The organism is Pseudomonas sp. LBUM920, from assembly GCF_003852315.1.
Taxonomy (GTDB): Bacteria; Pseudomonadota; Gammaproteobacteria; order Pseudomonadales; family Pseudomonadaceae; genus Aquipseudomonas.
The window spans coordinates 2939560-2963011 of the sequence record NZ_CP027762.1 but is presented as its reverse complement, the minus strand read 5'-3'; the positions used below and the strand labels follow the sequence as shown (position 1 = coordinate 2963011).

Annotated in this window: 20 protein-coding genes; 6 read left to right on the top strand and 14 right to left on the bottom strand. The window is 62.9% G+C overall.

What is annotated here, in order from left to right; translation table 11 throughout:
• Positions 1 to 122: 122 nt before the first annotated feature.
• The 4 genes from C4J83_RS13710 to C4J83_RS13695 form a co-directional block, all read right to left on the bottom strand.
• Complete coding sequence (locus tag C4J83_RS13710) at positions 123 to 3650, bottom strand: molybdopterin cofactor-binding domain-containing protein (RefSeq protein ID WP_124417303.1); 3528 nt, start codon at positions 3648 to 3650, stop codon at positions 123 to 125.
• Positions 3647 to 4138, bottom strand: coding sequence for a (2Fe-2S)-binding protein (locus C4J83_RS13705; protein ID WP_124417302.1), 492 nt, complete (start codon positions 4136 to 4138; stop codon positions 3647 to 3649). The genes C4J83_RS13710 and C4J83_RS13705 overlap by 4 nt, the downstream gene beginning before the upstream one ends.
• Positions 4139 to 4546: 408 nt before the next feature.
• Positions 4547 to 4981, bottom strand: coding sequence for a MarR family winged helix-turn-helix transcriptional regulator (locus C4J83_RS13700; RefSeq protein ID WP_106578155.1), 435 nt, complete (start codon positions 4979 to 4981; stop codon positions 4547 to 4549).
• A gap of 205 nt (positions 4982 to 5186) precedes the next feature.
• Positions 5187 to 6239 (bottom strand): 2,5-dihydroxypyridine 5,6-dioxygenase, encoded by a 1053-nt coding sequence (locus tag C4J83_RS13695; protein WP_124417301.1) that lies wholly within the window; start codon positions 6237 to 6239, stop codon positions 5187 to 5189.
• A gap of 306 nt (positions 6240 to 6545) precedes the next feature.
• Here C4J83_RS13695 and C4J83_RS13690 point away from each other — a divergent pair, with 306 nt between their 5' ends.
• The 6 genes from C4J83_RS13690 to C4J83_RS13665 all read left to right on the top strand — a co-directional run bounded on the left by C4J83_RS13690 (position 6546) and on the right by C4J83_RS13665 (position 12877).
• On the top strand, positions 6546 to 7679 hold the full coding sequence (locus tag C4J83_RS13690; RefSeq protein WP_124417300.1) for an FAD-dependent monooxygenase: 1134 nt from the start codon (positions 6546 to 6548) through the stop codon (positions 7677 to 7679).
• Positions 7676 to 8473 (top strand): alpha/beta fold hydrolase, encoded by a 798-nt coding sequence (locus C4J83_RS13685; protein ID WP_124417299.1) that lies wholly within the window; start codon positions 7676 to 7678, stop codon positions 8471 to 8473. The genes C4J83_RS13690 and C4J83_RS13685 overlap by 4 nt, the downstream gene beginning before the upstream one ends.
• A gap of 14 nt (positions 8474 to 8487) precedes the next feature.
• Entirely contained in the window at positions 8488 to 9240 is a 753-nt protein-coding gene (locus C4J83_RS13680) for a maleate cis-trans isomerase family protein (RefSeq protein WP_119739596.1), read from the top strand.
• Positions 9241 to 9534: 294 nt separating this feature from the next.
• Positions 9535 to 10167 carry an N-carbamoylsarcosine amidohydrolase gene (locus C4J83_RS13675; RefSeq protein WP_106577952.1) on the top strand — a complete coding sequence of 211 codons (633 nt, stop codon included), beginning with the start codon at positions 9535 to 9537 and terminating at the stop codon, positions 10165 to 10167.
• Between the two features lie 294 nt (positions 10168 to 10461).
• A complete protein-coding gene (locus tag C4J83_RS13670; protein WP_119735313.1) occupies positions 10462 to 11772 on the top strand; it encodes an MFS transporter in 1311 nt (436 codons plus the stop codon).
• 28 nt (positions 11773 to 11800) lie between these two features.
• A complete protein-coding gene (locus tag C4J83_RS13665) occupies positions 11801 to 12877 on the top strand; it encodes a nucleoside hydrolase (RefSeq protein WP_124417298.1) in 1077 nt (358 codons plus the stop codon).
• A gap of 41 nt (positions 12878 to 12918) precedes the next feature.
• Here the strand turns inward: C4J83_RS13665 and metC are convergent, their stop codons facing one another.
• The 10 genes from metC to C4J83_RS13615 are packed head-to-tail and all read right to left on the bottom strand — an operon-like array spanning position 12919 to position 23399.
• The gene (metC, locus tag C4J83_RS13660; RefSeq protein ID WP_124417297.1) at positions 12919 to 15618 is read right to left on the bottom strand and encodes a cystathionine beta-lyase; all 2700 of its coding nucleotides are present in this window, start codon (positions 15616 to 15618) and stop codon (positions 12919 to 12921) included.
• Between the two features lie 27 nt (positions 15619 to 15645).
• A complete protein-coding gene (locus C4J83_RS13655; RefSeq protein ID WP_124417296.1) occupies positions 15646 to 16293 on the bottom strand; it encodes a glutathione S-transferase family protein in 648 nt (215 codons plus the stop codon).
• A 43-nt stretch (positions 16294 to 16336) separates the two neighbouring features.
• Positions 16337 to 16933 (bottom strand): cysteine dioxygenase family protein, encoded by a 597-nt coding sequence (locus tag C4J83_RS13650; RefSeq protein WP_124417295.1) that lies wholly within the window; start codon positions 16931 to 16933, stop codon positions 16337 to 16339.
• Between the two features lie 16 nt (positions 16934 to 16949).
• The gene (locus C4J83_RS13645) at positions 16950 to 17774 is read right to left on the bottom strand and encodes an amino acid ABC transporter ATP-binding protein (protein WP_124417294.1); all 825 of its coding nucleotides are present in this window, start codon (positions 17772 to 17774) and stop codon (positions 16950 to 16952) included.
• Positions 17761 to 18444 (bottom strand): amino acid ABC transporter permease, encoded by a 684-nt coding sequence (locus tag C4J83_RS13640; RefSeq protein WP_106577945.1) that lies wholly within the window; start codon positions 18442 to 18444, stop codon positions 17761 to 17763. The genes C4J83_RS13645 and C4J83_RS13640 overlap by 14 nt, the downstream gene beginning before the upstream one ends.
• Positions 18434 to 19159: an amino acid ABC transporter permease gene (locus C4J83_RS13635; RefSeq protein WP_106577944.1), complete on the bottom strand. Its 726-nt coding sequence runs from the start codon at positions 19157 to 19159 to the stop codon at positions 18434 to 18436. Before C4J83_RS13635 ends, C4J83_RS13640 begins: the two co-directional genes overlap by 11 nt.
• Positions 19156 to 20358 (bottom strand): aminotransferase class I/II-fold pyridoxal phosphate-dependent enzyme, encoded by a 1203-nt coding sequence (locus C4J83_RS13630; RefSeq protein ID WP_124417293.1) that lies wholly within the window; start codon positions 20356 to 20358, stop codon positions 19156 to 19158. Before C4J83_RS13630 ends, C4J83_RS13635 begins: the two co-directional genes overlap by 4 nt.
• On the bottom strand, positions 20355 to 21776 hold the full coding sequence (locus tag C4J83_RS13625; protein ID WP_124417292.1) for an FAD-binding oxidoreductase: 1422 nt from the start codon (positions 21774 to 21776) through the stop codon (positions 20355 to 20357). The genes C4J83_RS13630 and C4J83_RS13625 overlap by 4 nt, the downstream gene beginning before the upstream one ends.
• The gene (locus C4J83_RS13620; RefSeq protein ID WP_124417291.1) at positions 21769 to 22575 is read right to left on the bottom strand and encodes a transporter substrate-binding domain-containing protein; all 807 of its coding nucleotides are present in this window, start codon (positions 22573 to 22575) and stop codon (positions 21769 to 21771) included. Before C4J83_RS13620 ends, C4J83_RS13625 begins: the two co-directional genes overlap by 8 nt.
• 2 nt (positions 22576 to 22577) lie before the next feature.
• On the bottom strand, positions 22578 to 23399 hold the full coding sequence (locus tag C4J83_RS13615) for a transporter substrate-binding domain-containing protein (RefSeq protein ID WP_124417290.1): 822 nt from the start codon (positions 23397 to 23399) through the stop codon (positions 22578 to 22580).
• Between the last annotated feature and the right edge of the window lie 53 nt (positions 23400 to 23452).

Genomic DNA, 23452 nt, shown 5'->3' with positions numbered 1-23452 from the left:
CTGATCCCTGTGGGAGCTGGCTTGCCTGCGATGGCGATGTGTCAGGTAGTATTTTCGGTGCAGACACACCGCTGTCGCAGGCAAGCCAGCCCCCACATTTGATCTTCACCGGTTGTGGAATATCAGTGGGTGCCCGGGTTGGCCCGCAGGTGTGCGACCTTCTGCTCCACCCCTTTCCACTGCGCCGCATTCGGCGCAAATTGCCCGCGCAGGTACTCGACCAAGTCGGCAACCTGAGTGTTCGACAAACTGTCTTTGAACCCCGGCATATACCCCAGGTCCTTGGTCGCCGGGTTGCTGATGCCTTGCAAAATCACCTTGATCAAATTGTCCGGCTGATCACTGTACACATTGGTATTGGTCGCCAGTGACGGGCTGACGCCAAACAGCTTTGGCCCCAGACCCTCGGCGTGGCAGGCCTTGCACGAGCCTTCAAATACACGCCGACCATTGGGATTGGGTACCGTCGCTGCCGCCACGGTTTGCGCCTCAGCCGTCGCCTCGCCATTGAGCGACGCCAGGTACACCGCCATTGCGCGGATGTCCGCCTTGGGCAATTTCGCCAGTTCACTCACTACCGGCCCCATCGGCCCCGCCGCCACGCCATGGGCATCGGAATAGCCGGTGCTCAAATAGGTGAATAACTGGTCCTCAGTCCATGGCGTTGGCGCCTTGGACAAACCCGTCAACGCCGGCGCTTCCCACCCATCAACCATGCCACCGGCCAGGAAGGATTTACCGCCCTTCTGCGCGCCCATCAGGTTACGCGGCGAATGGCACGCCGCGCAGTGCCCCAAACCATTGACCAGATAATTACCGCGATTCCACTGCTCGCCGCGCTCCGGTTGCAGGGTGATTTCACCGCGCCTCAGGTTCAATGCATTCCACCCCGCCATCAACGGCCGGATATTGAACGGGAAGCGCATGGCATTCGGCGTCGGCGCCTGGCTCACCGGCGCTTGCGACATCAAGTAGGCATACAGCGCCTGCATGTCCGCCTCATTGATATTGCGAAACGCCGTATAGGGAAACGCCGGGTACAAATTGCGCCCGTCACGGCCAATGCCCTCACGCATCGCCCGCTCGAATGCCGGGTACGACCAGGCACCGATGCCGGTGTTCACATCCGGGGTGATATTGCTGCTGTACAGGGTGCCGAACGGCGTTTCCATCGCCAACCCACCGGCATTGGTCGCGCCGCCCGGTGCCGTATGGCACACCGCGCAATCGCCCACCGCCGCCAGCAAACGCCCGCGCTCCAGGGTGGCCTTGGACCAGGTGCCGGCGCTGGGCGGGGCAATCGGTGCGATCGCGCTGTGAAACGGCCAGGCCGTGGCCATCAAAGCGCCCAGCGTCGCAAACAGCGCGCCGAACCACCATTTTTTGCGTTTCTGTGGCGACGTGGCAGGCTCGCCGAGGGTGCCGGCATTCAGCGCTGCCAACACCCGCTCGGGCGTGATCGGCAACTCACGAAAACGAATGCCGGTGGCGTCATAGATCGCATTGGCAATCGCCGCCGCGCTGGGCACCGAGGCCGACTCACCGGCGCCCATCGGCGGCTGGTCCTGGCGCGGCATCATCAGCACGTCAATCTGCGGCACTTCAGGGAAGGTCAGGATCGGGTAACCGCCCCACTCCTTGCTGGCCACCGTCGATTCCTCAAAGGTCACCCGCTCCTTCAATACGCGGCTGGTGGACTGGATCACATTGCCGTGGATCTGATGCTGCACACCCGCCGGGTTGATCATCATCCCCGAGTCATGGCCGATCACCACCCGCGTCACCGAGACGTCGCCGGTGTGTTTGTCGATGGCCACATCCGCCACCCAGGCGGCCCACGCCGCGCCAAAACCCGGGAACTTACTGTGGATGTAGCGCGCGTAAGCAAAGCCACGGCCGCGCAACAAATGGTCTTCACTGGAGGTTTGCATGGGCGCGGTGCGCGGTGACCAGTTGGCGCGTTCGGCGGTGGATTTGACCAGGTCGATGGCGCGCTCGTCCTTGAGGTAGCGCAGGCGGTACTCCACCGGATCGACGCCGGCGGCAAATGCCAGCTCGTCGATATACGATTCGTGGGCAAAGGTATTGGGCAACGCCGACACGCCGCGCATCCACGAGGCGCGCACGATGGGCGCCATGTCGTTGATAGTCACCCGCATGTTGTCGATGTCATACGGCGGGATCGAGGTGCGGTCGCCCATTTCGAACATCGCCGCCACGGGCTCAACGCGGCCGGTCAGCAACAGCGCCAGGGTCGGCGCGCCATTGGAGGGGTAGCTGGTTTCAAAATCGTACGCGGCAATGCTGCCGTCGGCGTTGAGGCCGCCGTCCACGTCCATCAACTGCGCCGTGCCCTTGGGCTCCCACAGGTGTTCCTGTTCGCGGGTCAGTTGCACGCGCACCGGCTTGCCCACCGCGCGCGACAACAGCAACGCATCGGCGCAGACGTCATCGGCGCAATTGCGCCCATAGCAACCGGCGGCTTCCATGCGAATCACGTCGATCAGGGCTTCATCACAGTTCAGCAACCAGGCCAGGTCGGCGCGCAGCAGATGCGGGTTCTGGCTGCCCGACCACACGCGACTGCCCGCGGCCTGATAGTCGGCCACGGCGCAGGACGGGCCGATTGAGCCGTGCATTTGATAGGGCCACAGGTAGCTGCGCGGCATCCGTTGGCTGGCGCCCGCCAGGGCTGTATCGACATCGCCCTGATCGAGCACCGTGCGGCGTACGCGCGGGTTGTCACGGATCGCCTGCTCGACATCGCTCATGTCCGGCAGGGCGTTATTCCAGGGCTTCCACTGCACCTGCAACTCATGGGCGGCCTTGATCGCCTGCTCTTCGCGCAACGCGACCACGCCCACAAAATCGCGGATCACCACCACGGCAACAATGCCGGGGATATGCGCGATGGACGCTTCATCCACACGCAGCAGGCTATTGCCGACAAAATCCCCGCAGTCCAGACCGGCATACGGCGGGCGCACGACGCGGCCGTGCAGCATGCCCGGCACGCGCATGTCGTGCACGTAGGTCAGCTCGCCCGTGGCCTTGCCGGGAATATCCACGCGCGCGGCGCCCTTGCCCACCAGGCGGTAATCCTCGATGGCTTTCAAGGGGGCGTCGCCGCTGATACGCAACTGGTCATGCTGGCCGCTGACCAACTCACCGTAAGGGGTGGCGCGCCCGTCTGCCGCCTGGATAACGCCCGCTTCGACCTTGAGGCTGGCGGTGCTCACGCCCCAGCGCCCCGCCGCCCGCGCCAGCAAAAAACGTCGTGCTTCGGCAGCCGCGTTGCGCAGCGGGATCGCCGAAATCTGCAGGGTCGCGCTGGCAATCGTCGCGCCCTGGTTCGGCGCGCGCTCGGTGTCGCCCAGCACCATGGTTACCTGGTCCATCGTCAGGTCCAGTTCTTCGGCGACGATCTGCGCCAGCGAGGTGCGAATGCCGGTGCCCAGGTCCACATGGCCGTTGAACGCATAGACCAGGCCGTCATCGTTGACCGCGATAAACAGCCCCAGCTCTTTGGGTTTCACAGTCGGCGTGCCGCCCTTGGCCACCGGGCCGGAGGGCGGCAGCACATCGTCGACGATCAACAAGACGCCCGTCTTGGCCAGCCACTGGTCACGGGAAAGTGGGATATCGGTCATGGTCGGCCATCCACGGTCAAGAGGTGAGCAGCACGCAATACGGCGCGCAGGATTTCGATATGGGTGCCGCAGCGGCAGAGGTTGCCCGAGAGTTCGTTGCGGATCTGGGCTTCGCTGGGATTGGGATTACGGTCGAGCAAGGCTTTGGCCGTCATGATCATGCCGTTGAGGCAGTAGCCGCATTGCGCGGCTTGCTCGTCGATAAACGCCTGCTGCACCGGGTGCGGCGCCTGGCGTGTGCCGAGGCCTTCGAGGGTGACGATTTCACGCCCTGCCGCGCCCGCCAGCGGGAACACACATGAGCGTGCCGCGACACCGTCGATGATCACCGTGCAGGCGCCGCACTCACCCAGGCCGCAGCCGTACTTGGGGCCGTTGAGTGCCAGGTCATTGCGCAGCACCAGCAACAGCGGCGTGTCCGCCATGGCGCTGACTTCGTGGGTGCGGCCATTGACCTCTAGTGCAACCGTGATGGAGGGACTGATCATTCGCTTCGCCTGTGTCAGTTGGTGAAGTGGCTACTACACGAAACAGTCAAAAAAAAGCATCGCGGACCTGGGGTCTCGCGACACACTTGAATCGTGAAGTGGCTACTACATCAACACCGAGCAAAAACGATGCCAAGGGGTTGGGCTTACTCTGACGTACGCAGGTTTGTGATGGTTGTGGCCAGCGGGCTTGCCCCGCGTTGGGGCGCGAAGCGGCACCTTGCTCAGGCAATGGGTTTATTCAGGTGAACCTTATGGCAGGGTTTGGGGCTGCTTCGCAGCCCAACGCGGGGCAAGCCCGCTCGCCACTACAAGCCTGGTCGCCACATCAAGCCCGCTAGCCATATCAAGCCTGCTCGCCATATCAAGCCGTTGGTCGTTACAAGCCGGCTGGCTACGGGGCGCCCACTATTGCTGCGGGTCGTCGATCATCTTGCGCAGCAGGAACAACACCGCCACGCGCTCGGCCGGGTTGAGGTTGCTCAGGGTCAGTTCGCTGATCTGCGCGGCGCGCGGCGCGGTTTGCGCGACGAGGTCGGCGCCTGCGGCAGACAAATCCACCACCACCTTGCGCTTGTCCTGCGGGTCCGGCTCCAGCGTGATCAGTTCCTTGGCCTTGAGCCGCTCGACAATGCCGCGAATGGTCGCCTGGTCAACGGCCGTGGCCTTGACCAGTTCGGTGAGAGAACTTGCTCCGTGATCGCGCAGGGCACACAGGGTAACGAACTGCACGGCGGTGAGCTGGGAGTCGCCGACATTCTGCTGAAAGATCGCCAGGTGGCGCTGGTAGGCCTTGCGCAGCAGGTGGCCAACTTGTTCAGAGAAAACGTAGGAATCAGGCACGGCGGGCTCGGTGGTGATTGGCGATGGGGAGGCATGATGGCTGGCTTACCGGATCGACTCAAGTTTCTCATCGAGGAAACACGGTTAGAACGGTGGGAGGGGGCTTGCTCGCGAAGGCGGCGTATCAGCTAAAGATGTATTGACTGGCACACCGCATTCGCGAGCAAGCCCGCTCCCACACAAGCCCGCTCCCACATTGGGATCTTCAGCGGGCCAGAGAGGCTGCCGGGGCGACTACGTCACCGGCGATAACCACCGCCTCGTCATCCAGGTACACATCGCAATGACGCAGCGGGATGTCCATGTGGCACGGCGTCTTGCGCGTGCCGCCCACTTCGGTATTCGGCCCGGTGGAGAACAGGAAATTGCCATAGAACGCCCGCGCGTCCATGCACATGCCGTCGTTCTTGTCATGCAAACCCATGGCGGTCCACTGCGCTTTTGGCTGCAAGCCCCAGCCGATATGGGAGATGCCGTACACCTCCGGATCGTTGAAGTACTTCATGTAATCACGCAGGTACTCAGCCTCGAAACCACCGTGGATCCTGGTGATAAAGCCCTTCTCGATTTCCAGCGTGATCTTCTCGCGGGTGTAGGTCTTGAATGGCAGGAGGATGTCGCCGACGTCCAGCACCAGCACGCCCTCGGCGGTTTCCTCGTTGGGCCAGGAGAACAGGAAACCGCTGGGCCAGTGGTCCCAGCGCCCAGGCTCATCGGCAAAACCGTATTCGGTCACCGACGGGTACTGCCCCAAGGCGGCGCGAAAATCACTGCCCGCGCGGGATTTGACCTGAATCGAACGCGCCTTTTTCAGCAATTGCTCGGCCGCCAGCACACGCACCTTGTCTTCTTCGGTGGGCAGCATGCGCGCCAGCACTTCCGGCGGCTCCACGGCCAGCAGGATGCGCGTGCCGGTCTTGAGGATCTGCTCCTGTTCCGGCGAATGCAGCAGCATCATCGTGTCAACCACCAGGTCGGCGGCTTCCAGCGCACGCTGGGCGGCAATGTTGCCGGTGAGCGCGGTGTCGCCGCAGTAGGCGGTCATGTCATTGCCCATCGCACGCGGGTGATTGAACGACGGCAGCTCCACCGCATACACCTTGGCCCCCAGGCGCTGCGCCGCGTCCATTGCCGCGCGCACGGTGCGTGCGTCGGAGTAATGGCTCTTGAGCACGGCAACGCTCTGCGTCGGGTCGACCTTCGACAGCTTCAGCACGTGTTCAAACATCTGGGTCAGTTCGCAATCGCTTACCGGCATTTCCTGTCTCCTGTGGGGCTGCACCAAGTTCAAGCACTGCGCTTCACTCTAGTGCACTTTTATAGCGTATACGCCAATTAATAACGATAAGACCTGAATTGCAGGCGGACTGCAAGCGGCGCGCCAATTCGTTACCAATCGAAACATACCGAGCATTTACGGACCAAAACGCGTTAAACAGGATAAATATGGCCAAAAAATAAATTTGCGAAAGTAGGCTTCCCATTTCAAAAAATTAGCGTATACACTTTAAAAACCTCGCAGACAGACGCTGCCGACAATCACAAAGAAAGAGGATTACGCCCCATGGGAAGCACTCAAAAAATCGCCATCGTCGGTGCCGGCCTGGGCGGTGCCGCCGCCGCCACCCTGTTGCAGCAAGCCGGTTTTGACGTAGATATCTACGAACAAGCGCCGGAGTTTTCCCGGTTGGGCGCAGGGATCCACATGGGCCCCAACATCATGAAAATCTTCCGCCGCATGGGCATCGAACAGCAGCTGGACCTGATGGGCTCGCACCCCGAGCATTGGTTCAGCCGTTGCGGCGAAACCGGCGACTACCTCTCGCGCATCCCGCTCACCGGCTACGGCGCCTCGTATGTCACCGTGCACCGCGGCGACTTGCACGCCTTGCAGATGTCCACCCTCAAGCCCGGCACCCTGCACTTCAACAAGCGCCTGGAAACCCTCGAAGAAACCGACACCCAGGTGCGCCTGACTTTCGCCGATGGCGAAGTGACTTATGCCGACATCGTGATCGGCGCCGACGGCATCAACTCGAAGATTCGTGAAGAACTGCTCGGCGTGGAAAAACCGCTGTACAGCGGCTGGGTCGCGCACCGCGCATTGATCCGTGGCGACCAGTTGGCCAAGTACGACCTCACGTTCGAAGACTGCATCAAATGGTGGACCGAAGACCGCCACATGATGGTGTATTACACCACCGGCAAACGCGACGAGTACTACTACGTGACTGGCGTGCCGCATGCCGAATGGGACTTCCAGGGCGCGTTCGTCGACAGCAGCCGCGAAGAGATGTTCGAGGCGTTCCAGGGCTACCACCCCACCGTGCAGGCCCTGATCGAGTCCACCGAAAGCGTAACCAAATGGCCGCTGCGCAATCGCAACCCGCTGCCACTGTGGAGCCGAGGTCGCCTGGTGCTGCTCGGTGACGCCTGCCACCCAATGAAGCCGCACATGGCCCAGGGCGCCGGCATGGCCATCGAAGACGCCGCCATGCTCACCCGCTGCCTGCAGGAAACCGGCATCGGCGATTACCGCACCGCGTTCCAGCTCTACGAAGCCAACCGCAAGGAACGCGCCTCCCGCGTGCAGGCAGTGTCCAACGCCAACACGTGGCTGCGCACCCAGGAAGACCCGGACTGGGTGTACGGCTATGACCTGTACGCGCAGCCACTGAAATCGGGGGTGGCCGCGTGAGCACCTTTCTCTATGGCGGCAATGTCCAGGCCAACGGCATTCGCCAGCACTACCTGCGCTACGGCGGCAGCGGCCCGGCGCTGATTTTGATTCCGGGCATCACCAGCCCGGCGATTACCTGGGGGTTTGTGGCCGAACGCCTCGGCGCGCACTTCGACACGTACGTGCTGGATGTACGCGGGCGCGGCTTGTCGTCCACCGGACCCGAGCTGGATTACAGCGCCGAGACCTGCAGCGATGACATCGGCGCATTCGCCGATGCACTGAAGCTGGACCGTTACCACCTGGTCGGCCACTCCATGGGCGCGCGCTTTGCCGTGCGCAGTGCGGTCAAGCATCCGCAAGGCGTGAACCGTGTGGTGCTGATCGACCCGCCAGTGTCCGGCCCCGGTCGTCGTGAATACCCGAGCAAATTGCCGTGGTACGTCGATTCGATCCGCCAATCCCTGGTTGGGATGGATGCACAGGCCATGCGCGCCTTCTGCGCCACCTGGACACCCGAGCAACTGCAACTGCGCGCCGAATGGCTGCACACCTGCTTTGAGCCCGCCATCGTGCGCGCCTTCAATGACTTTCATACGGTGGACTTTCATCAGGACCTGCCTCACCTCAAGGCCCCTGCCCTGTTGATGGTAGCCGGGCGCGGCGGCGTGATCCTCGATGAAGACATCGCCGAAATCCAGAACCTGCAACCGGCCCTCCAGGTCGTGCGCGTACCCAACGCCGGGCACATGATTCCGTGGGATGACCTCGAGGGCTTCTTCGACGCCCTCGGCGACTTCCTCACCCACTAAGAACGGAGACCACCATGCAGAAGCTTTACCGCATCGGCCAGATCGTGCCGAGTTCCAACACCACCATGGAAACCGAGATCCCGGCGATGCTCAACGCGCGCCAGGCCATCCGCCCGGAGCGTTTTACTTTCCACTCCAGCCGCATGCGCATGAAGCAGGTGCGCAAGGAAGAACTGGCGGCAATGGACGGCGAGTCCGACCGCTGCGCCATTGAGCTGTCCGACGCCAAAGTGGATGTGCTGGGGTACGCCTGCCTGGTGGCGATCATGGCCATGGGCTTGGGTTATCACCGCAAATCCGAGCAGCGCCTGCGTCAGGCCACTGCCGATAACGACGCCAACGCCCCGGTGATCACCAGCGCCGGCGCACTGATCGAAGGCCTCAAGGTCATGGGGGCTAAACGTATCGCCATCGTCGCGCCGTACATGAAGCCGCTGACCGAACTGGTGGTGAATTACATCCGCGAAGAGGGCTTTGAGGTGGTGGACTGGCGGGCGCTGGAAATCCCCGACAACCTCCAGGTTGCGCGCCACGACCCGGCCAACCTGCCGGCCATCGTCGCGGGCATGAACCTGGAAGGCGTCGATGTGATCGTGCTCTCGGCCTGCGTGCAGATGCAGTCGTTGCCAGTGGTCGCCAAGGTCGAGGCGCAAACCGGCAAGCCGGTGCTCACTGCCGCCATCGCCACTACTTACGCGATGCTCAAGGCCCTGGATTTGGAGCCTATCGTGCCCGGTGCCGGCGCCCTGCTCTCCGGTGCGTACTGAACATGCTGTCGTGGCTGGCGGGCTTGCTGTGCCAAGCGGGCCTGTCGTGGCTGGAGGGCTTGTCGTGGCGAGCGGGCTTGCCCCGCGTTGGGGCGCGAAGCGGCCCCTCGTCCAGGCAATGGGTTTCGTCAGGCAAACCGCATGGCAGGTTTTGGGGCCGCTTCGCAGCCCAACGCGGGGCAAGCCCGCTCGCCACGACAAGCCCGCTCGCCACAGTAAACCCGCTTGGCACAGTAAACCCGCTAGCCACAGTTAACCCGCGCGCCACGACGCAGAGAATGAGGTGAAAAACCAATGAGCGAACAATCTGCCGACGCCAACTACCAAGGCGTCTGGGGCAATCGCATCGGCTTCGGCAAAAAGGCCGCGCTGCTGATGATCGACTTCATGCAGGGCTACACCACCGAAGGCGCGCCATTGTTCGCACCGGGCGTGGTCACGGCCGTGGCCGAAAGCGTCGAGTTGCTGGCCACTGCGCGCCAGCATGGGATTGCGGTGGTGCACACCAATATCCGCTACCATCGCGGCCATTTCGCCGATGGCGGCATCTGGGTCAAGAAAGCCCCGGTGATGAAAGACATGGTCGAGGGCAACCCACTGGCGGCGTTCTGCGCCGAGGTGCTGCCCCAGGACGATGAGGTGGTGATCACCAAGCAGTACGCCAGCGCCTTTTTCGGCAGCAGCCTGGCCCCGATGCTGCACGCTCAAGGCATCGACACCGTGGTACTGGCCGGCTGCTCCACCAGCGGCTGCATTCGCGCCACGGCGGTGGATGCGGTGCAACACGGGTTTCGCACCATCGTCGTGCGCGAATGCGTCGGCGACCGACACCCGGCGCCCCACGAAGCCAATCTGTTCGACATCGACAGCAAGTATGGCGACGTGGTGAGCAAGCAGGAGGCAATGAGCAAGTTCAGGGAGCAATAACGATTCACCAGGAACCACGACAAAGAGCGTGGTCCGGAAAAAACTGAGCGTCTCCCACTTTGGAATGCAATCGAATGTGGGAGCGGGCTTGCTCGCGAAGGCGGTCTGTCAGGCAAAAATGCACTGACTGATCCACCGCTTTCGCGAGCAAGCCCGCTCCCACACTTGATCTCCTCTAACAGGGAAATCTCAGTCTTCTGACACTGCCTTTGGAAGTCGCTTTTACAGCACTCCGAAGTGCTGGAACAAAAGCGGCTGTATAAAAACCATAAGTCACCGCCAGGAGACACCCCAATGCCCATTGCGAATGCAGCGCCCGCGACCACCGTCGCCGACCCCGTCACCACGCTCTACCACAAGATCACCTGGAAGCTGATTCCGTTTCTGTGTTTCTGCTACCTGGCCGCTTACCTGGACCGCATCAACATCGGCTTCGCCAAACTGCAGATGCTCGACCAGCTGCACTTCAGCGAAACCGCGTTCGGCCTTGGCGCCGGCTTGTTTTTTGTCGGCTACATCATCTTTGAAGTGCCGAGCAACCTGGTGCTGGAACGGGTCGGCGCGAAAATCTGGATCGCGCGCATCATGATCACCTGGGGCCTGCTCTCGGCCTGCACCATGCTGGTCACCTCTACCACGCAGTTCTACATCCTGCGCTTTCTGCTCGGCGCCGCCGAAGCCGGGTTTTTGCCGGGTGTGTTGTATTACCTGACCACCTGGTTCCCGACGCATCGGCGCGGACGCATCATCGCGCTGTTCATGATCGGGCTGCCGCTGTCCAGCGTGATCGGCGGTCCGTTGTCCGGCTGGGTCATGAGCCACTTCGACAACCTGGGTGGCCTGCGCGGCTGGCAGTGGCTGTTCCTGATCGAAGCAGTGCCCAGCGTTTTGCTCGGCGTGCTGACTTTCTGGGCGCTGCCCAATACTTTCCAGCAAGCCAAATGGTTGTCGGACGACGACAAGGCCCTGCTCGAAAGTGAGCTGCGCAAGGACGAAGCCGATGCCACAGGCAGCAAGCACAGCTTCCGCGACGGCTTCTTCAACCTCAAAGTGTGGATGCTCGGCGGTATCGACTTCTCGATCCTGCTCAGCGCCTACGCCATGGGGTTCTGGATGCCGACGTTCATCCGCAACGCCGGGATTACCGACACGTTCCATATCGGCATGCTGACTGCATTACCCAGCGTGGCGGCCTTGCTCGGCATGCTGTTGATCGGCGCCAGCTCCGACAAACATCGCGAACGCCGCTGGCACATTATTGTGCCGTTCCTGGTCGGTGCGGCCGCCATGGCCACCAGCACATTCTTTACCCATAACGTGGTGGCCACGGTGGTGCTGTTCGCCATCGCCTCGGCCGCGATCATCGGCGCCGTGCCGGTGTTTTTCAGCCTGCCGGCAACCTTTCTCAAAGGCACCGCAGCAGCCACCGGCTTTGCCCTCGCCTGCTCGGTGGCGAACATCGCCGGCCTGGTGAGCAACTCGCTGATGGGCGTGGCCATCGACGTCACCGGCAGCAGCGCGGGCGCCTTGTGGTTTTTCGCCGGCTGCCTGATCCTCAGCAGCTTCCTGGTCATCGCCTTGCCGGCGAAACTGGTGAACCGTTAACAACAACAATTTCTGCGGATGAATCACCATGCAAGGTTTGTTTAAAAGCTGTGCGCTGCTTGTTGCGGTCGGCCTGTGTGCCGGCACCGCGCACGCGGCGGAAAAAGTCATCTTCGACACCGACTTCAACGTGCTCAACGATGACGGCCAGGCCTTTATCATGCTCGCCCAGCTGCAGGCGCAAAAACGCATCGAGCTGCTGGGCATGACCCTGGTCAGCGGCAACGCCTGGGTCGACCAGGAACAGGTCGATGCCCTCAAGGCCGTGGAACGCATGGGCGTGGAAAAAGAGGTCGGCGTCTACTCCGGCGCCGCCTACCCGCTGCTGCATGACTACGCCACTTACGAGGCAGAGAAAGCGCTGTTTGGCGCGGGTTGGCCGGGCGCGTTCAAAAACCCGCGCCCTGCCTCGCCCTCGCAGTTGATCGCGCCACCGGATGGCCTGGCGACGCACACCCAACTGCGCAGCGAGACCGCCGCGCAGTTCATTGTGCAAAGCGTGCGCGCCAATCCCCATCAAGTGACGATCCTCGCCGTCGGCCCCTTGACCAATATCGCCCTGGCGATTCGCTCGGCGCCGGACATCGTGCCGCTGATCAAGCGCATCGTGTACATGGGCGGTGCGTTCCAGATCCCGGGCAACACCACACCGGCGGCGGAATTCAACTGGTGGTTCGACCCGGAGGCGGCGAAGATCGTCCTGCGCTCACCCATTGAGCACGTGATTTTCCCGAATGACGTGTGCGAGAAAGTCACCTTCGACAAGTCGGTGTACCAGCGCGTGGTTGCGCAAAAAGGCGCGATTGCCGACCTGTACAAGCACGAGTTCGGCCCGCTGTTCGATAAAGACCCCAGCTACCACAGCTTCACCTGGGACAGCTTGCCGGCGCTGTTCCTGGTCAGCCCGGACATCGTCACCGAGTCCCGCGATTTGTGGGTGGATGTGGACGCAACGTTCGGCGCCGACTACGGCCGTGCGCTGGGCTACCAGAAAGGTGCACCGGTTGGCACGCAGAAAGCCAAGGTGGTATTTGGCGTCGATCAGCAAAAGTTCTGGGACAGCTACGTCGGCCTGGTGACGCTGCCGACGCCGGTCAAGCACTGATAAAAGGCATCGCTCCCACCTTGCGTGGGAGCGATCTTCACTCAGCCTGCCAGGGCAAAGCCGCGCTGCAGATCCTCGATCAGCGCCGCCACGTCTTCCAAGCCGATATGCAAGCGCACCACAGGGTTCAAGGCCCGGTCGGTCGCGCTTTCACGGTCGCGCGTGTCTGCCACGGTGACCAGGCTTTCATAGCCGCCCCACGACGCGCCCAGGCCGAACAACTGCAGGCCATCGATAAAGCGCTCAAGGTAAGCCGCGTGCGCATTCGCCAGTTCGAACGACAGCAGACCATTGCTGCCGCTGAAATCCCGACGCCACAACGCATGCCCTGGATGCTCCGCCAACGCCGGATGGAACACGCGCCTGACCTGCGGTTGCGCCTGCAACCACTGGGCAATTTCGACGCCCTGGCGCTCGTGCACATCCAGGCGCGAAGCCAGGGTGCGCGCGCCACGCAGGATCAAGTAGGCATCGTCGGCGCTGACCGCATTGCCGAAGGTGTCGCTCATTTTGCCCAACGCCGGCCAGGCAGCAGCGGTCGTGCAGACGCTGCCCATCATCACGTCGCTGTGGCCGCCCAGGTATTTGGTCAGGGCCATGATCGAGATGTCCGCGCCCAGTGCCAGCGGTCGGTACAGGTAGCCCGAGCCCCACGTATTGTCGACGGCCAAGAGGATATTGCGCGGCTTACACAGCGCCGCAATCGCAGGCAAATCGCACAATTCATACAGCAAAGAACCGGGCACCTCGGCGTACACCAGCTTGGTGTTGGCTTGCAGCTGCGCTTCCAATCCCTTGCCATCGGGTGAGAAATAGCTGACGTCGATGCCAAACGGCTGGAGAAACTCGCGGGCCAGTTTGCGCACGGGCGAATACACGGCGTCGGTGATCAAGACATGATCGCCGGGGCGCAGGTAGGCCAAAAAAACCTGAGCCGCTGCCGCCAGGCCAGTGCCGTAGAGCCGCGTGCGATAGCCGCCTTCCAGCTCGGTGACCAGATCCTCCAGGGCATGGGCCGTGGGATTGCCGCGCGCACCGTAGCTCAGCACACGTTCGCTGTCGCGCCGGGCACGGGCGTCGCGCATTTGCGCCAGGTTATCGAACAGCACCGTGCTCAACCGCGTGATCGGTACATTCACGGCACGGCCGCCGTGGCCTTTTTCAGTGCGCGCGGCGTGGATCAAGCGCGTGCGCACCCGCGAGGCGGGCGTCAGCGGTTTGAGGCTGGCGATCTCGGCATCGCTCATCTGCGCCAACAGGCCGATTTCCCAGGCCAGGTACTGGCGCGCGGCATCCTTGTTGCCGCTGTGACGGTCATGGGTGAAAAACAGGAAATCGATGCACTGTGCGTCGGGCAAAGTTTGCGGGCCCTCATTGACCGGTAAACCGGCGGCGGCCCAGGCCGCGAAGCCGCCGTCCAGCAGCCTTGCCGACAAGCCTTCGGCAGCAAAGGCCGCCACCGCCGGATCATCCGCGACCAGCACCAAGGGCCGGTGATCGGTTTTGAGCAACGAGCGAATCGACCACTGCGAGCCGGCAATATGCCCTTTGCGATACACCATGCTCGGGCGCAGGTCGATCAGGTTGACGTCGTTCAATGCCAGCGCCAGTGCCTGAACACTGATCAACGGCAGTGGCTCATACGCCACCGGCTGCAGCACCGGCAAGGCCAGGCCGCTGTGGATACCGCCGCTCAACACATAGGCCTCATGCCCCAGCTGGCGCAGCCAGCTGGCCACAATCGGCGCACGCACGCCGTCGCTGTCCACCAGCACAACGCGCGCCTGACGCACGCCGATGTACAGGTCGGTGGATTGGATCAACTGCCCGCCCGGCGTGTGCTGGGAACCCGGCAAGCTGCCGACGGCAAACTCTTGGGCGGTGCGCACGTCGCACAGGAACAGGCTGCGTTGCGCATCGTCCGCCCAGCCTCGAACCTGATCCGCCGAGACATCCACCACGCCGGCCCGCTCGGCCAACTGCCGCGCGGCCAGGCGCTGGCGGGTCAAGTCGCCGCTGACCTGCTCGGCATAGCGCCGGGTGCTGCCGTGCTCCAGCTGAAAGTCTTCCAGGTACCAGCCCTGGGTGCCGTTTTCCAGGGCATAGATCGGGTTTTTCAAGCCGAGGTTGATCAGCGTCTGCGCGCCGATAATGCTGCGCGTGCGTCCGGCGCAGTTGACCACAATCGGCGTGCTCTCATCCGGCACCAGATCATGCACGCGATACCCCAGCTCGCCATTCGGGCAGCAGATGGAACCGGGAATGGTCATCTTGCGGTATTCCTCGAACGGCCGCCCATCAAGCACCACCAACGGCTCGCCACGCGCCTGCCATTCGGCCAATTGCTGGGCGGTGACGTGGGGCGTGTGGCTGGCCTCTTCGACCAATTCGCCAAAGGCTTTGGACGGCACGTGCACCCCGGCAAACAGCTGCAAGCCCGCTGCTTGCCACCCCTGGGCGCCGCCTTCCAGCACCTGCACGCGGCTGTAGCCAAGCGCATGCAACCGCGCCGCCGTGCGCGCCGCCACCTCGCCGCCGTCCTGATCGTAAATGACCAGGCGCACCTGAGGATTGGGCGCCAGGCGACGGACCTCCAGCTCCAGGCGGCTATAGGGCAAATTCACCCCGTGGAACAGGTGGGCTTCGCCGTATTGCCCGTGCTCGCGCACGTCGAACACGGCGATTTCCTGCCCGTCGAACAGCCATTGCTGCAGTTGACTAGGGGTGATGGTCTGGCTCATGGAAGTCCCAACAAAGTAAGAAAAGAGTTACTGCAACGCCAGCGAACGCTCGCCCGGTGCTACTTCGCGCCCCTTGGCATAGGCACGCTGCACCGCCGGCCGGGCCTTGATACGCAGGCGCCAGGCCTGGATATGCGGGTAGTCCGCCAGGTCCTGGCCCTGGCGCAATGGTTGAATCCACGGGAAGATCGCCATGTCGGCCACCGAGTATTCACCGGCCACGAACGGCACCTCGGCCAGGCGCTGTTCCAGCACGCGGTACAGGCGCGTGGCTTCGGCATTCAGCAGGTCCAGGGCGAACGGAATCGGCGCCGGCGCCTTTTCCTTGAACACCTGCAACTGGCTCAGGTACGGGGTGATATGCCCGACTTGCCAGAACAGCCATTCCTGCACCTTTTGCCGCTCGGCAGTACCGGCCGCCGGCAGGAATTGCCCGGCGCCGTCGGCCAGGTAATTGAGGATCGCACCGGATTCGAACAGGCTCAGCGGCGCTTCAGGGCGATGATCGACAATCGCCGGGATCCGCCCGTTGGCGCTGATGCGCTGGAAGCTCGCCGTCTTTTGCTCGCCTTCGCGGATGTTCACCGGCAGCAGGCGGTAGTCGAGACCCAGTTCTTCGAGCAGGATGCCGACTTTCAGGCCGTTGCCGGTTGGCCAGTAATACAGGTCAATCATGAAAACCTCTGGATGAACACCGAACAGTTGATCGGGGGCGTGCTTAGGAATAAGCCTTGATCGACGGCGCCATCTGCGAGGCGTTGTAATTGAGAATGCGCCCGTCCGCTTCCACGCCGTAACGGCCGTTCAGCGACTCCAGCGGCAAGCCGTAGAGGTGGAAGTGCAACGTCGCCTGCTCGCCTTCAACCTTGATGCCATGCAGGTCTTCACCCAGGAACGAGATCGACGTACCGGGCTGCACGAGCACTTCTTTTTCCAGTGTCAACGTGGTGAAACCCGGCTCGCGGCCCTCGTCATTGCGCGCGTAGACGTAGTTGATTTCCTGGCCCTCGATGGCGCTGATGATCGCCCAGGTCTCATGGTTGTGAGGGATCGTGCTTTTGCCCGGCAACAGCGAGTTGAGGTACAGCGTCGGGGTGTCACCGTCGTCATTCAGGCGATAGCGAAACGCGGTGCTGCCCTGCCCTGGCACCGGCGCGGGGAATTCGTCAAAGTTGAACAGGTCGCGGCGCTCGGCCAGGGTTTCCAGCAGGCCGACGATTTCCACCAGGGCCGCACGGTCTACGCCGCGCTGATTGATGACGCGGATGTGCTGCAAGAACGCTTCGATAACGCCAGCACGGTTTTCGCTACTCATGACGGATTTCCTCTTATCAGACGGACAGGCTGTAACGGCTCAAATTGGTCAACAGGTACGGGTCGTGGGCGATGGGGCCACGGCGCCCCGAATCGCCCAGGGCATGGCGCAGGAACGTCTGGGTGCGTACGCTGGCCGGGCTCTGGAAGATCTGTGCAGCGCTGCCGTGCTCGACAATCACGCCGTTTTCGGTGAAGTACACGTGGTCGCTGATTTCTTCGGCGAAGCGCATTTCGTGGGTGACAAGCACACAGGTCATGCCCTCTTCGGTCAGCTCGCGGATCACCGTCAACACTTCGCCGACGGTTTCCGGGTCGAGTGCCGAGGTCACTTCATCGAACAGAATCAACTCCGGGCGCATCGCCAGGGCGCGGGCAATCGCCACGCGCTGCTGTTGACCGCCGGACAACTGGCCGGGATAGGCGTCGGCCTTGTGTTCCATGCGCACCTTGGCCAGCAACGCTCGCGCCTCTTTTTCGGCGTCGGCGCGGCTGCGGCCCAGCACTTTGCGCGGGGCGATCACCAGGTTCTGCAGCACCGATAAATGCGGGAACAGGTTGTATTGCTGGAACACAAAGCCAACGCGCTTGCGCAACTCGATGCGCTGGGCTTCATGGGCCAAGGTATCGACGCGGGTTTCACCCACGCGAATGGTCCCACGCTGCGGCTGCAACAACCCGGTGATGCAACGCAGGATCGTCGACTTGCCCGAGCCCGACGGGCCGATGATCGACACGGCCTGGCCGCGATGCACCTCCAGGTCGATGCCCTTGAGCACCGCATTACTGCCGAACGACAGGTGCATATCCCGCAGGCTCACCAGGGGTTCAATAGAAGGCATAACGGCGCTCCAGGTGTTGGGTCAGGCGGGAAATCGGGTAGCAATAGGCAAAAAACAGCACCAGCAGGCTCAGGTAGATCACCACGGTAAAGCCGGTCAGGTTCACGGTGTTGCTGGCGATCTGCGCGGTGTCGATCACGTCATGCACGCCCACCAGTGAGGCCAGCGCAGTGCCCATGGTCACCACGGCGTAGAGGTTCATCCAGGGCGGCAACATGCGCTTGAAACACTGCGGCAGGATGATCGAGCGAAACAGCTGGCCACGGGTAAACGCCAGCGACCGCGCCGCTTCCCATTGCGTGCTGGGGATCGAACTGATGGCCCCCCGGAAGATCTCCGCCACGTTGGCACTTGCCGGCAAAGCCAGGCCGATGGTGACCTTGACCCAGTCGGGGAACGACACATAACTGCTGCCGATATGAATCTCGAACGGAAACACGTAGGTGGTGAAGTAGATCAGCACCAGCCAGGGCGCATTGCGAAACACCTGCACCCACAGCCGCGCGACAAACCCCAGCGGCGATAACGCCAACGCGCCGATCAACAGGCCAAGCACCGAGCCGATGGCAATCGCCAACAGGCTGATCAGGATGTTCTGACCAAAACCTGCCACCAGCGCCGGTGACCACTGCCACAAGGCCGACAGCACCGGAAATGATTCAATGGCCATAGCCGGGCATCCTCAGGCGCGCTTCCAGCCAGCGCCCCACACAATTGACGGTAAAACTCAGCAGGCCGAAGAAGCTCAGGATCAGGATCATCAGTTCCAGCACGTTGTCGCTCTGGGTCCAGATCATGATTGCGGCGTAGGTGATGTCGCCCACGGCAATGGCCGATGCCACGGCGGTCATCTTCACCAGGTCGATCAGGTTGTTGATCAGCGACGGCAGGGCAAAGCGCAGTGCCAGCGGCAACTGCACATTCCACAACAGTTGGCGTCTGTTGAAGGCCAGCGAACTGGCGGCTTCCAGGGTGACTGCGGGCACTGCTTCGATGCCGGCGCGCAAGGCCTCGGCATGGAACGCGCCCTTGTGCAGGGAGATCACAATCACCACCCACGCGAACGGCGTCAGCGGGTTGGCCGCGCCTACCGCCTGGGTCAGCAACATGTTCAACACCAGAAACGCACAGTACAACTGCACCAGCGTTGGCGTGTTACGCGTGACTTCGACAAACACCCGCGCCGGCCTGGCCAGCCAAGGGTTGCCCGAGGTGAGCATGGCCGCCAGGCTGATGCCCGCCAGCAGGCTGCCGATGATCGTGAACAGGCACAGCCAGCCGGTGGTCAACGCGCCCTGAACCAGCGTGCCGCGCTGGTAGGCGTCCAGCAGGAAGTTGTAGTTCAGGCCAAAGCCGGCAGCCCAATGGACGAACGCCTCCATCATCGCAACTGCCTGCAGGCCGCCGCGATGCGCCGCCCCGCCTCTGCGACATGCTCGGTGGCGGTGGCGATGGACAAGCGAAACCACGGCGACAAGCCGTAGGCACTGCCCGCCACACCGGCCACGCCCTCTTCGAGCAGCCAGGCGACCACATCGCCGTCGTTTTCAATGCGCTGGCCGTCCGGCCGATGACGGCCCAGCAGTCCGGCGCAGCGCACGAACACGAAAAAGCCGCCCTGGGGTTCGAGCACGTCCAGGCCTGCAACGGTTTTCAGCGCTGCAACCAGCGTATCCCGACGCAATTGATAGGCCGCGACCTGCTCGGCGAGGAAATCCAGCCCGCCGTTATAGGCCGCCAATGCCGCCGCCTGCCCCACCGATGAAGCGCCGGAAGTGGATTGCGATTGCACCACCGCCATCGCGTCAGTCAGGGTTGTTGGCCCCGCGCCAAAGCCGATCCGCCAGCCAGTCATGGCGTAGGTCTTGGACACACCGCCCACCAGCAGGCAGCGGTCCTGCAAGTCCGGTGCGAGGTTCAACAAGCTCTGGGCCGGGCGACCATCGAAGCGGATGTGCTCGTACAGCTCATCCAGCAAGATCAGCACGTGGGGATGGCGACGCAGCACCGCGGCCAACGCGTGTAATTCAGTTTCGCTGTACACCGCACCGCTGGGGTTGCCCGGGCCATTGAGAATCAGCCAGCGCGTGCGTTCAGTGATGTGCTGTTGCAACTGCGCCGGCAGCAACTTGCAGCCCTGCTCCAGCCCGCACTCGATGAACACCGGCACGCCGCCGTTGAAACGCACGCTGTCCGGGAATGACGGCCAATACGGCGTCGGCACCAGCACTTCATCGCCGTCATCCAGGGTGGCGGCGAAGGCATTGAAGATGATTTGCTTGGCGCCGTTGGCGATCACGATGGACGCCAGCGGGTAGTCCAGGTGGTTTTCTTCGGCGAGCTTGCGCTGCACCGCAACGCGCAAGGCCTTCACGCCTGGCGTTGGCGTGTACTTGGTCGCGCCGGCGGCGATCGCGGCATAAGCGGCCTGCTTGATGTGCTCAGGCGTATCAAAATCCGGCTCGCCGGTGGTGAGATCGAGGATATCGCGGCCTGCATCACGCAATTCGGTGGCGCGGGATTTGGCGGCCGCGTTGGCCGACAGCGACACGCGCTGCACGCGTTTGGACAAGCGTACGGTCATGGCTGCACCTCAAGGACTTTGCCGGGGTTGAGCAGGTTATGCGGGTCCAGCGCCTGTTTGATGCGGCGCATCAGGTCCAGCTCTACCGGGCTTTTGTAGCGCCCCAGCATGCCGACCTTGCGCTGGCCGATGCCGTGCTCGGCGCTGATCGAGCCGCCATGGGCGTGGGCGCTGTCATGCACCAGCGCGCTCAATTGGGCGTAATGCGCCATGTGTGCGTCTACCGTCGAACCCAGCGGATGCGCCACGTTGTAATGCAGGTTGCCATCGCCCAGGTGGCCGAAGGTGAAGTTGCGCACGCCCGGAAAATGCTGCTGCAGCAACGCATCGGTGTGCGCGACGAATGCCACCACTTGGGAAATCGGCACCGAGATATCGTGCTTCATGTTGCGCCCGGCACGCTTTTGCGCCTCGCTCATGTTCTCGCGCAACAGCCACAGCGCCTCGCTTTGCGCCAGGCTTTCGGCGATCAGGGCATCACTGATCAGTTGCTGTTCGAAGGCATCGCCCAGCACGTGCTCGAAGGCTTCCCGCGCGTGCGCTTCGCCGTGATTATCAGAAAGCTCAATCAATGCAAACCAGGGTTGGCGTGCTGCTTTGAACGGCTGCGGGCCGTCCGGAAACTGCTCGCGCAACACTGCCAGGCAATCGGCGGACAGCAGTTCGAAGGCCGTCAGGTTGGCGCCAAACCCGGCACGCGCATGGGACAGGAACGCCACTGCCTGCGCCAACTGGTCAAACGCCAACAGCGCCGTGGCCTGAGCCTTGGGCAGCGGGAACAGCTTCAAGGTCGCGGCGGTGATAATTCCCAGCGTGCCTTCGCTGCCGATGTACAAGTCGCGCAGGTCGTAGCCGGTGTTGTCCTTGCGCAAACCGCGCAGGCCATGCCAGATCTCACCTTCGGCGGTCACCACTTCCAGGCCCAGGGTCAGCTCGCGGGTGTTGCCGTAACGCAGCACTGCGGTACCACCGGCGTTGGTGCCCAGGTTGCCGCCGATGGTGCAACTGCCCTCGGCGCCCAGGCTCAACGGGAACAGGCGATCGGCCTCGCGGGCCACCGCCTGGATGTTTTGCAGGATGCAGCCGGCTTCCACGGTGAGCGTGTCGTTGTCGGTGTCGACATGGCGCACGCGGTTCATGCGGTCGAGCAACAGCAGCACCGAACGCCCGCTGGCGTCCGGCGTGGCGCCGGCCATCAGGCCGGTGTTGCCGCCTTGCACCACCACAGGCACGTGCAATGCCACGCAGGCGCGCACCACCGCGGCCACCTCGTCGGTGTTGGCCGGGTGCACCGCCGCGACCACCTGACCGGTGTAGCGGCCCTGCTTGTCGGTCAGGTACTGGGCCGCTTCAGCACTGGTTTGTACATGGGCGGCGCCGAGCAGTTGTTGCAAGGTGGCGAATAGCGTTTCACTCATGGCTGTACTGCTCGTGCAGGTCACGCAGAGCCTGGGACGGCGCCATGCCGGTGCGTTCGCCGAGGGCGATCAGGAAGCCGGTTTTATGCCAGTCGCGCACGATGGCATCGAGCTTGGCCTGGGTGTCATGTTCGCCCTTGCGAATCCAGATCACCGACTTGGACGGAATCAGGTCGCCCGGCAGCGGAATTTCATAGCCGTCCCACTCGGCATCGCTGAGCAGCGCATGCATGGTCGGGCTGACGTGCACCGCCGCCACGCAACCATTGCCGCGCAACGACAGCAGCGATTCGGACTGGCTGCGGAACGCCTTGATCTGCGCGCCGTAGGTCTCCTGCAGCGGCTTGATGAAGTTGCTGCCCTGGGACACGCACACCGGCTTGTCCTTCAGGTCAGCCCATTGCTTGATGCCCGCACCTTTGCGAATCAACGCCGCGCCGCCGACTTCTTCGTACGGGGTGGGTACGTAGTCGAGGATCTCGGCGCGCTCTTCGGTGAACTGCATGTTAGCGATCAGGATGTCGACCTTGCCTTGTTGCAGGAACTGCACACGGTTGGGCGCCAGCACCGAGACGGTCTTGGTCTCGACACCCAGCGCCTGGCCGATGCCTTTGGCCAGTTCGACGTTGTAACCCAGGTGCTCGCCAGTCTTGGGGTCGAGGGTGCCGAACGGCGGGCCGCTGAGGATCACGCCGACGCTGATGGCATGGCGTTGCTGGATTTTGTCGAGGGTGGCATCGGCGTGGACGAGGCCGGCGCACAGGGCCAGGCCGAGTGCTGTGAGGGTTTCAAACCGCATGCTCAGGCGCCCTTGAACTGTTGTTGAAGTTCTACCAGCGCCGGCGATGCCGGGCTGATGCGGTTGCGGGTCTGGGCCTCGATCAGCCAGCCGCTGCGGTGCAGCTGCTTGACGATCGGGTCGAGTTTGGCCTGGGTGTCGCCTTCGCCGCGACGGGTCCAGATCACCGATGGCGCCGGGTTAAGCTCAGGGCCGATGGTGCGGTAATCCTTCCATTCGGCGCTGTCGTTGATCAGCGGGTTGATCAGCGTGGAGTCATGCACCGCCGCCACACAGTTGTTGCCGCGCAGGGCCAGCAGCGATTCCGACGAGCTCTTGAACGCCTTGATCTGCGCCCCGAACTCGGTCAGCGGCTTGACGTAGCTGCTGCCTTGGGAGGTGCACACCGGCTGGCCCTTGAGGTCTTCCCAGCGGGTGATCGCGCTGTCTTTAAGCACCGCCGCGGTGCCGCCGATGCGGTAGAACGGCGTCGGCACAAAGCCCAGGATTTCACCGCGCTCGGCGGTCCACTCCATGTTGGCGATCAGCAGGTCAACCTTGCCTTGCTGCAGGAATTGCACGCGGTTGGCGGGCAGCACCGGCACCAGTTGCACCTGGGCGTTGAGCTGACGGCCCAATTCGTTGGCCAGGTCGACGTTCAGGCCCTTGGGCTGCTGCGTGGCGGGATCAATGCTGCCAAACGGCCCGCCGGACAACAGCACGCCAACCACCAGCACATGGCGCTGCTCGATTTTGTCCAGCGTGGCATCGGCCTGGGCCGCGACACTGGCGCCCAGGGCGATCATCGATCCCAGGGCCACCGGCAACCACTTCTTGAACATCATTGGACTTCCCCCTGGCTAATGATCGGCGTACCCCGACCTGATGGAGGGGCATG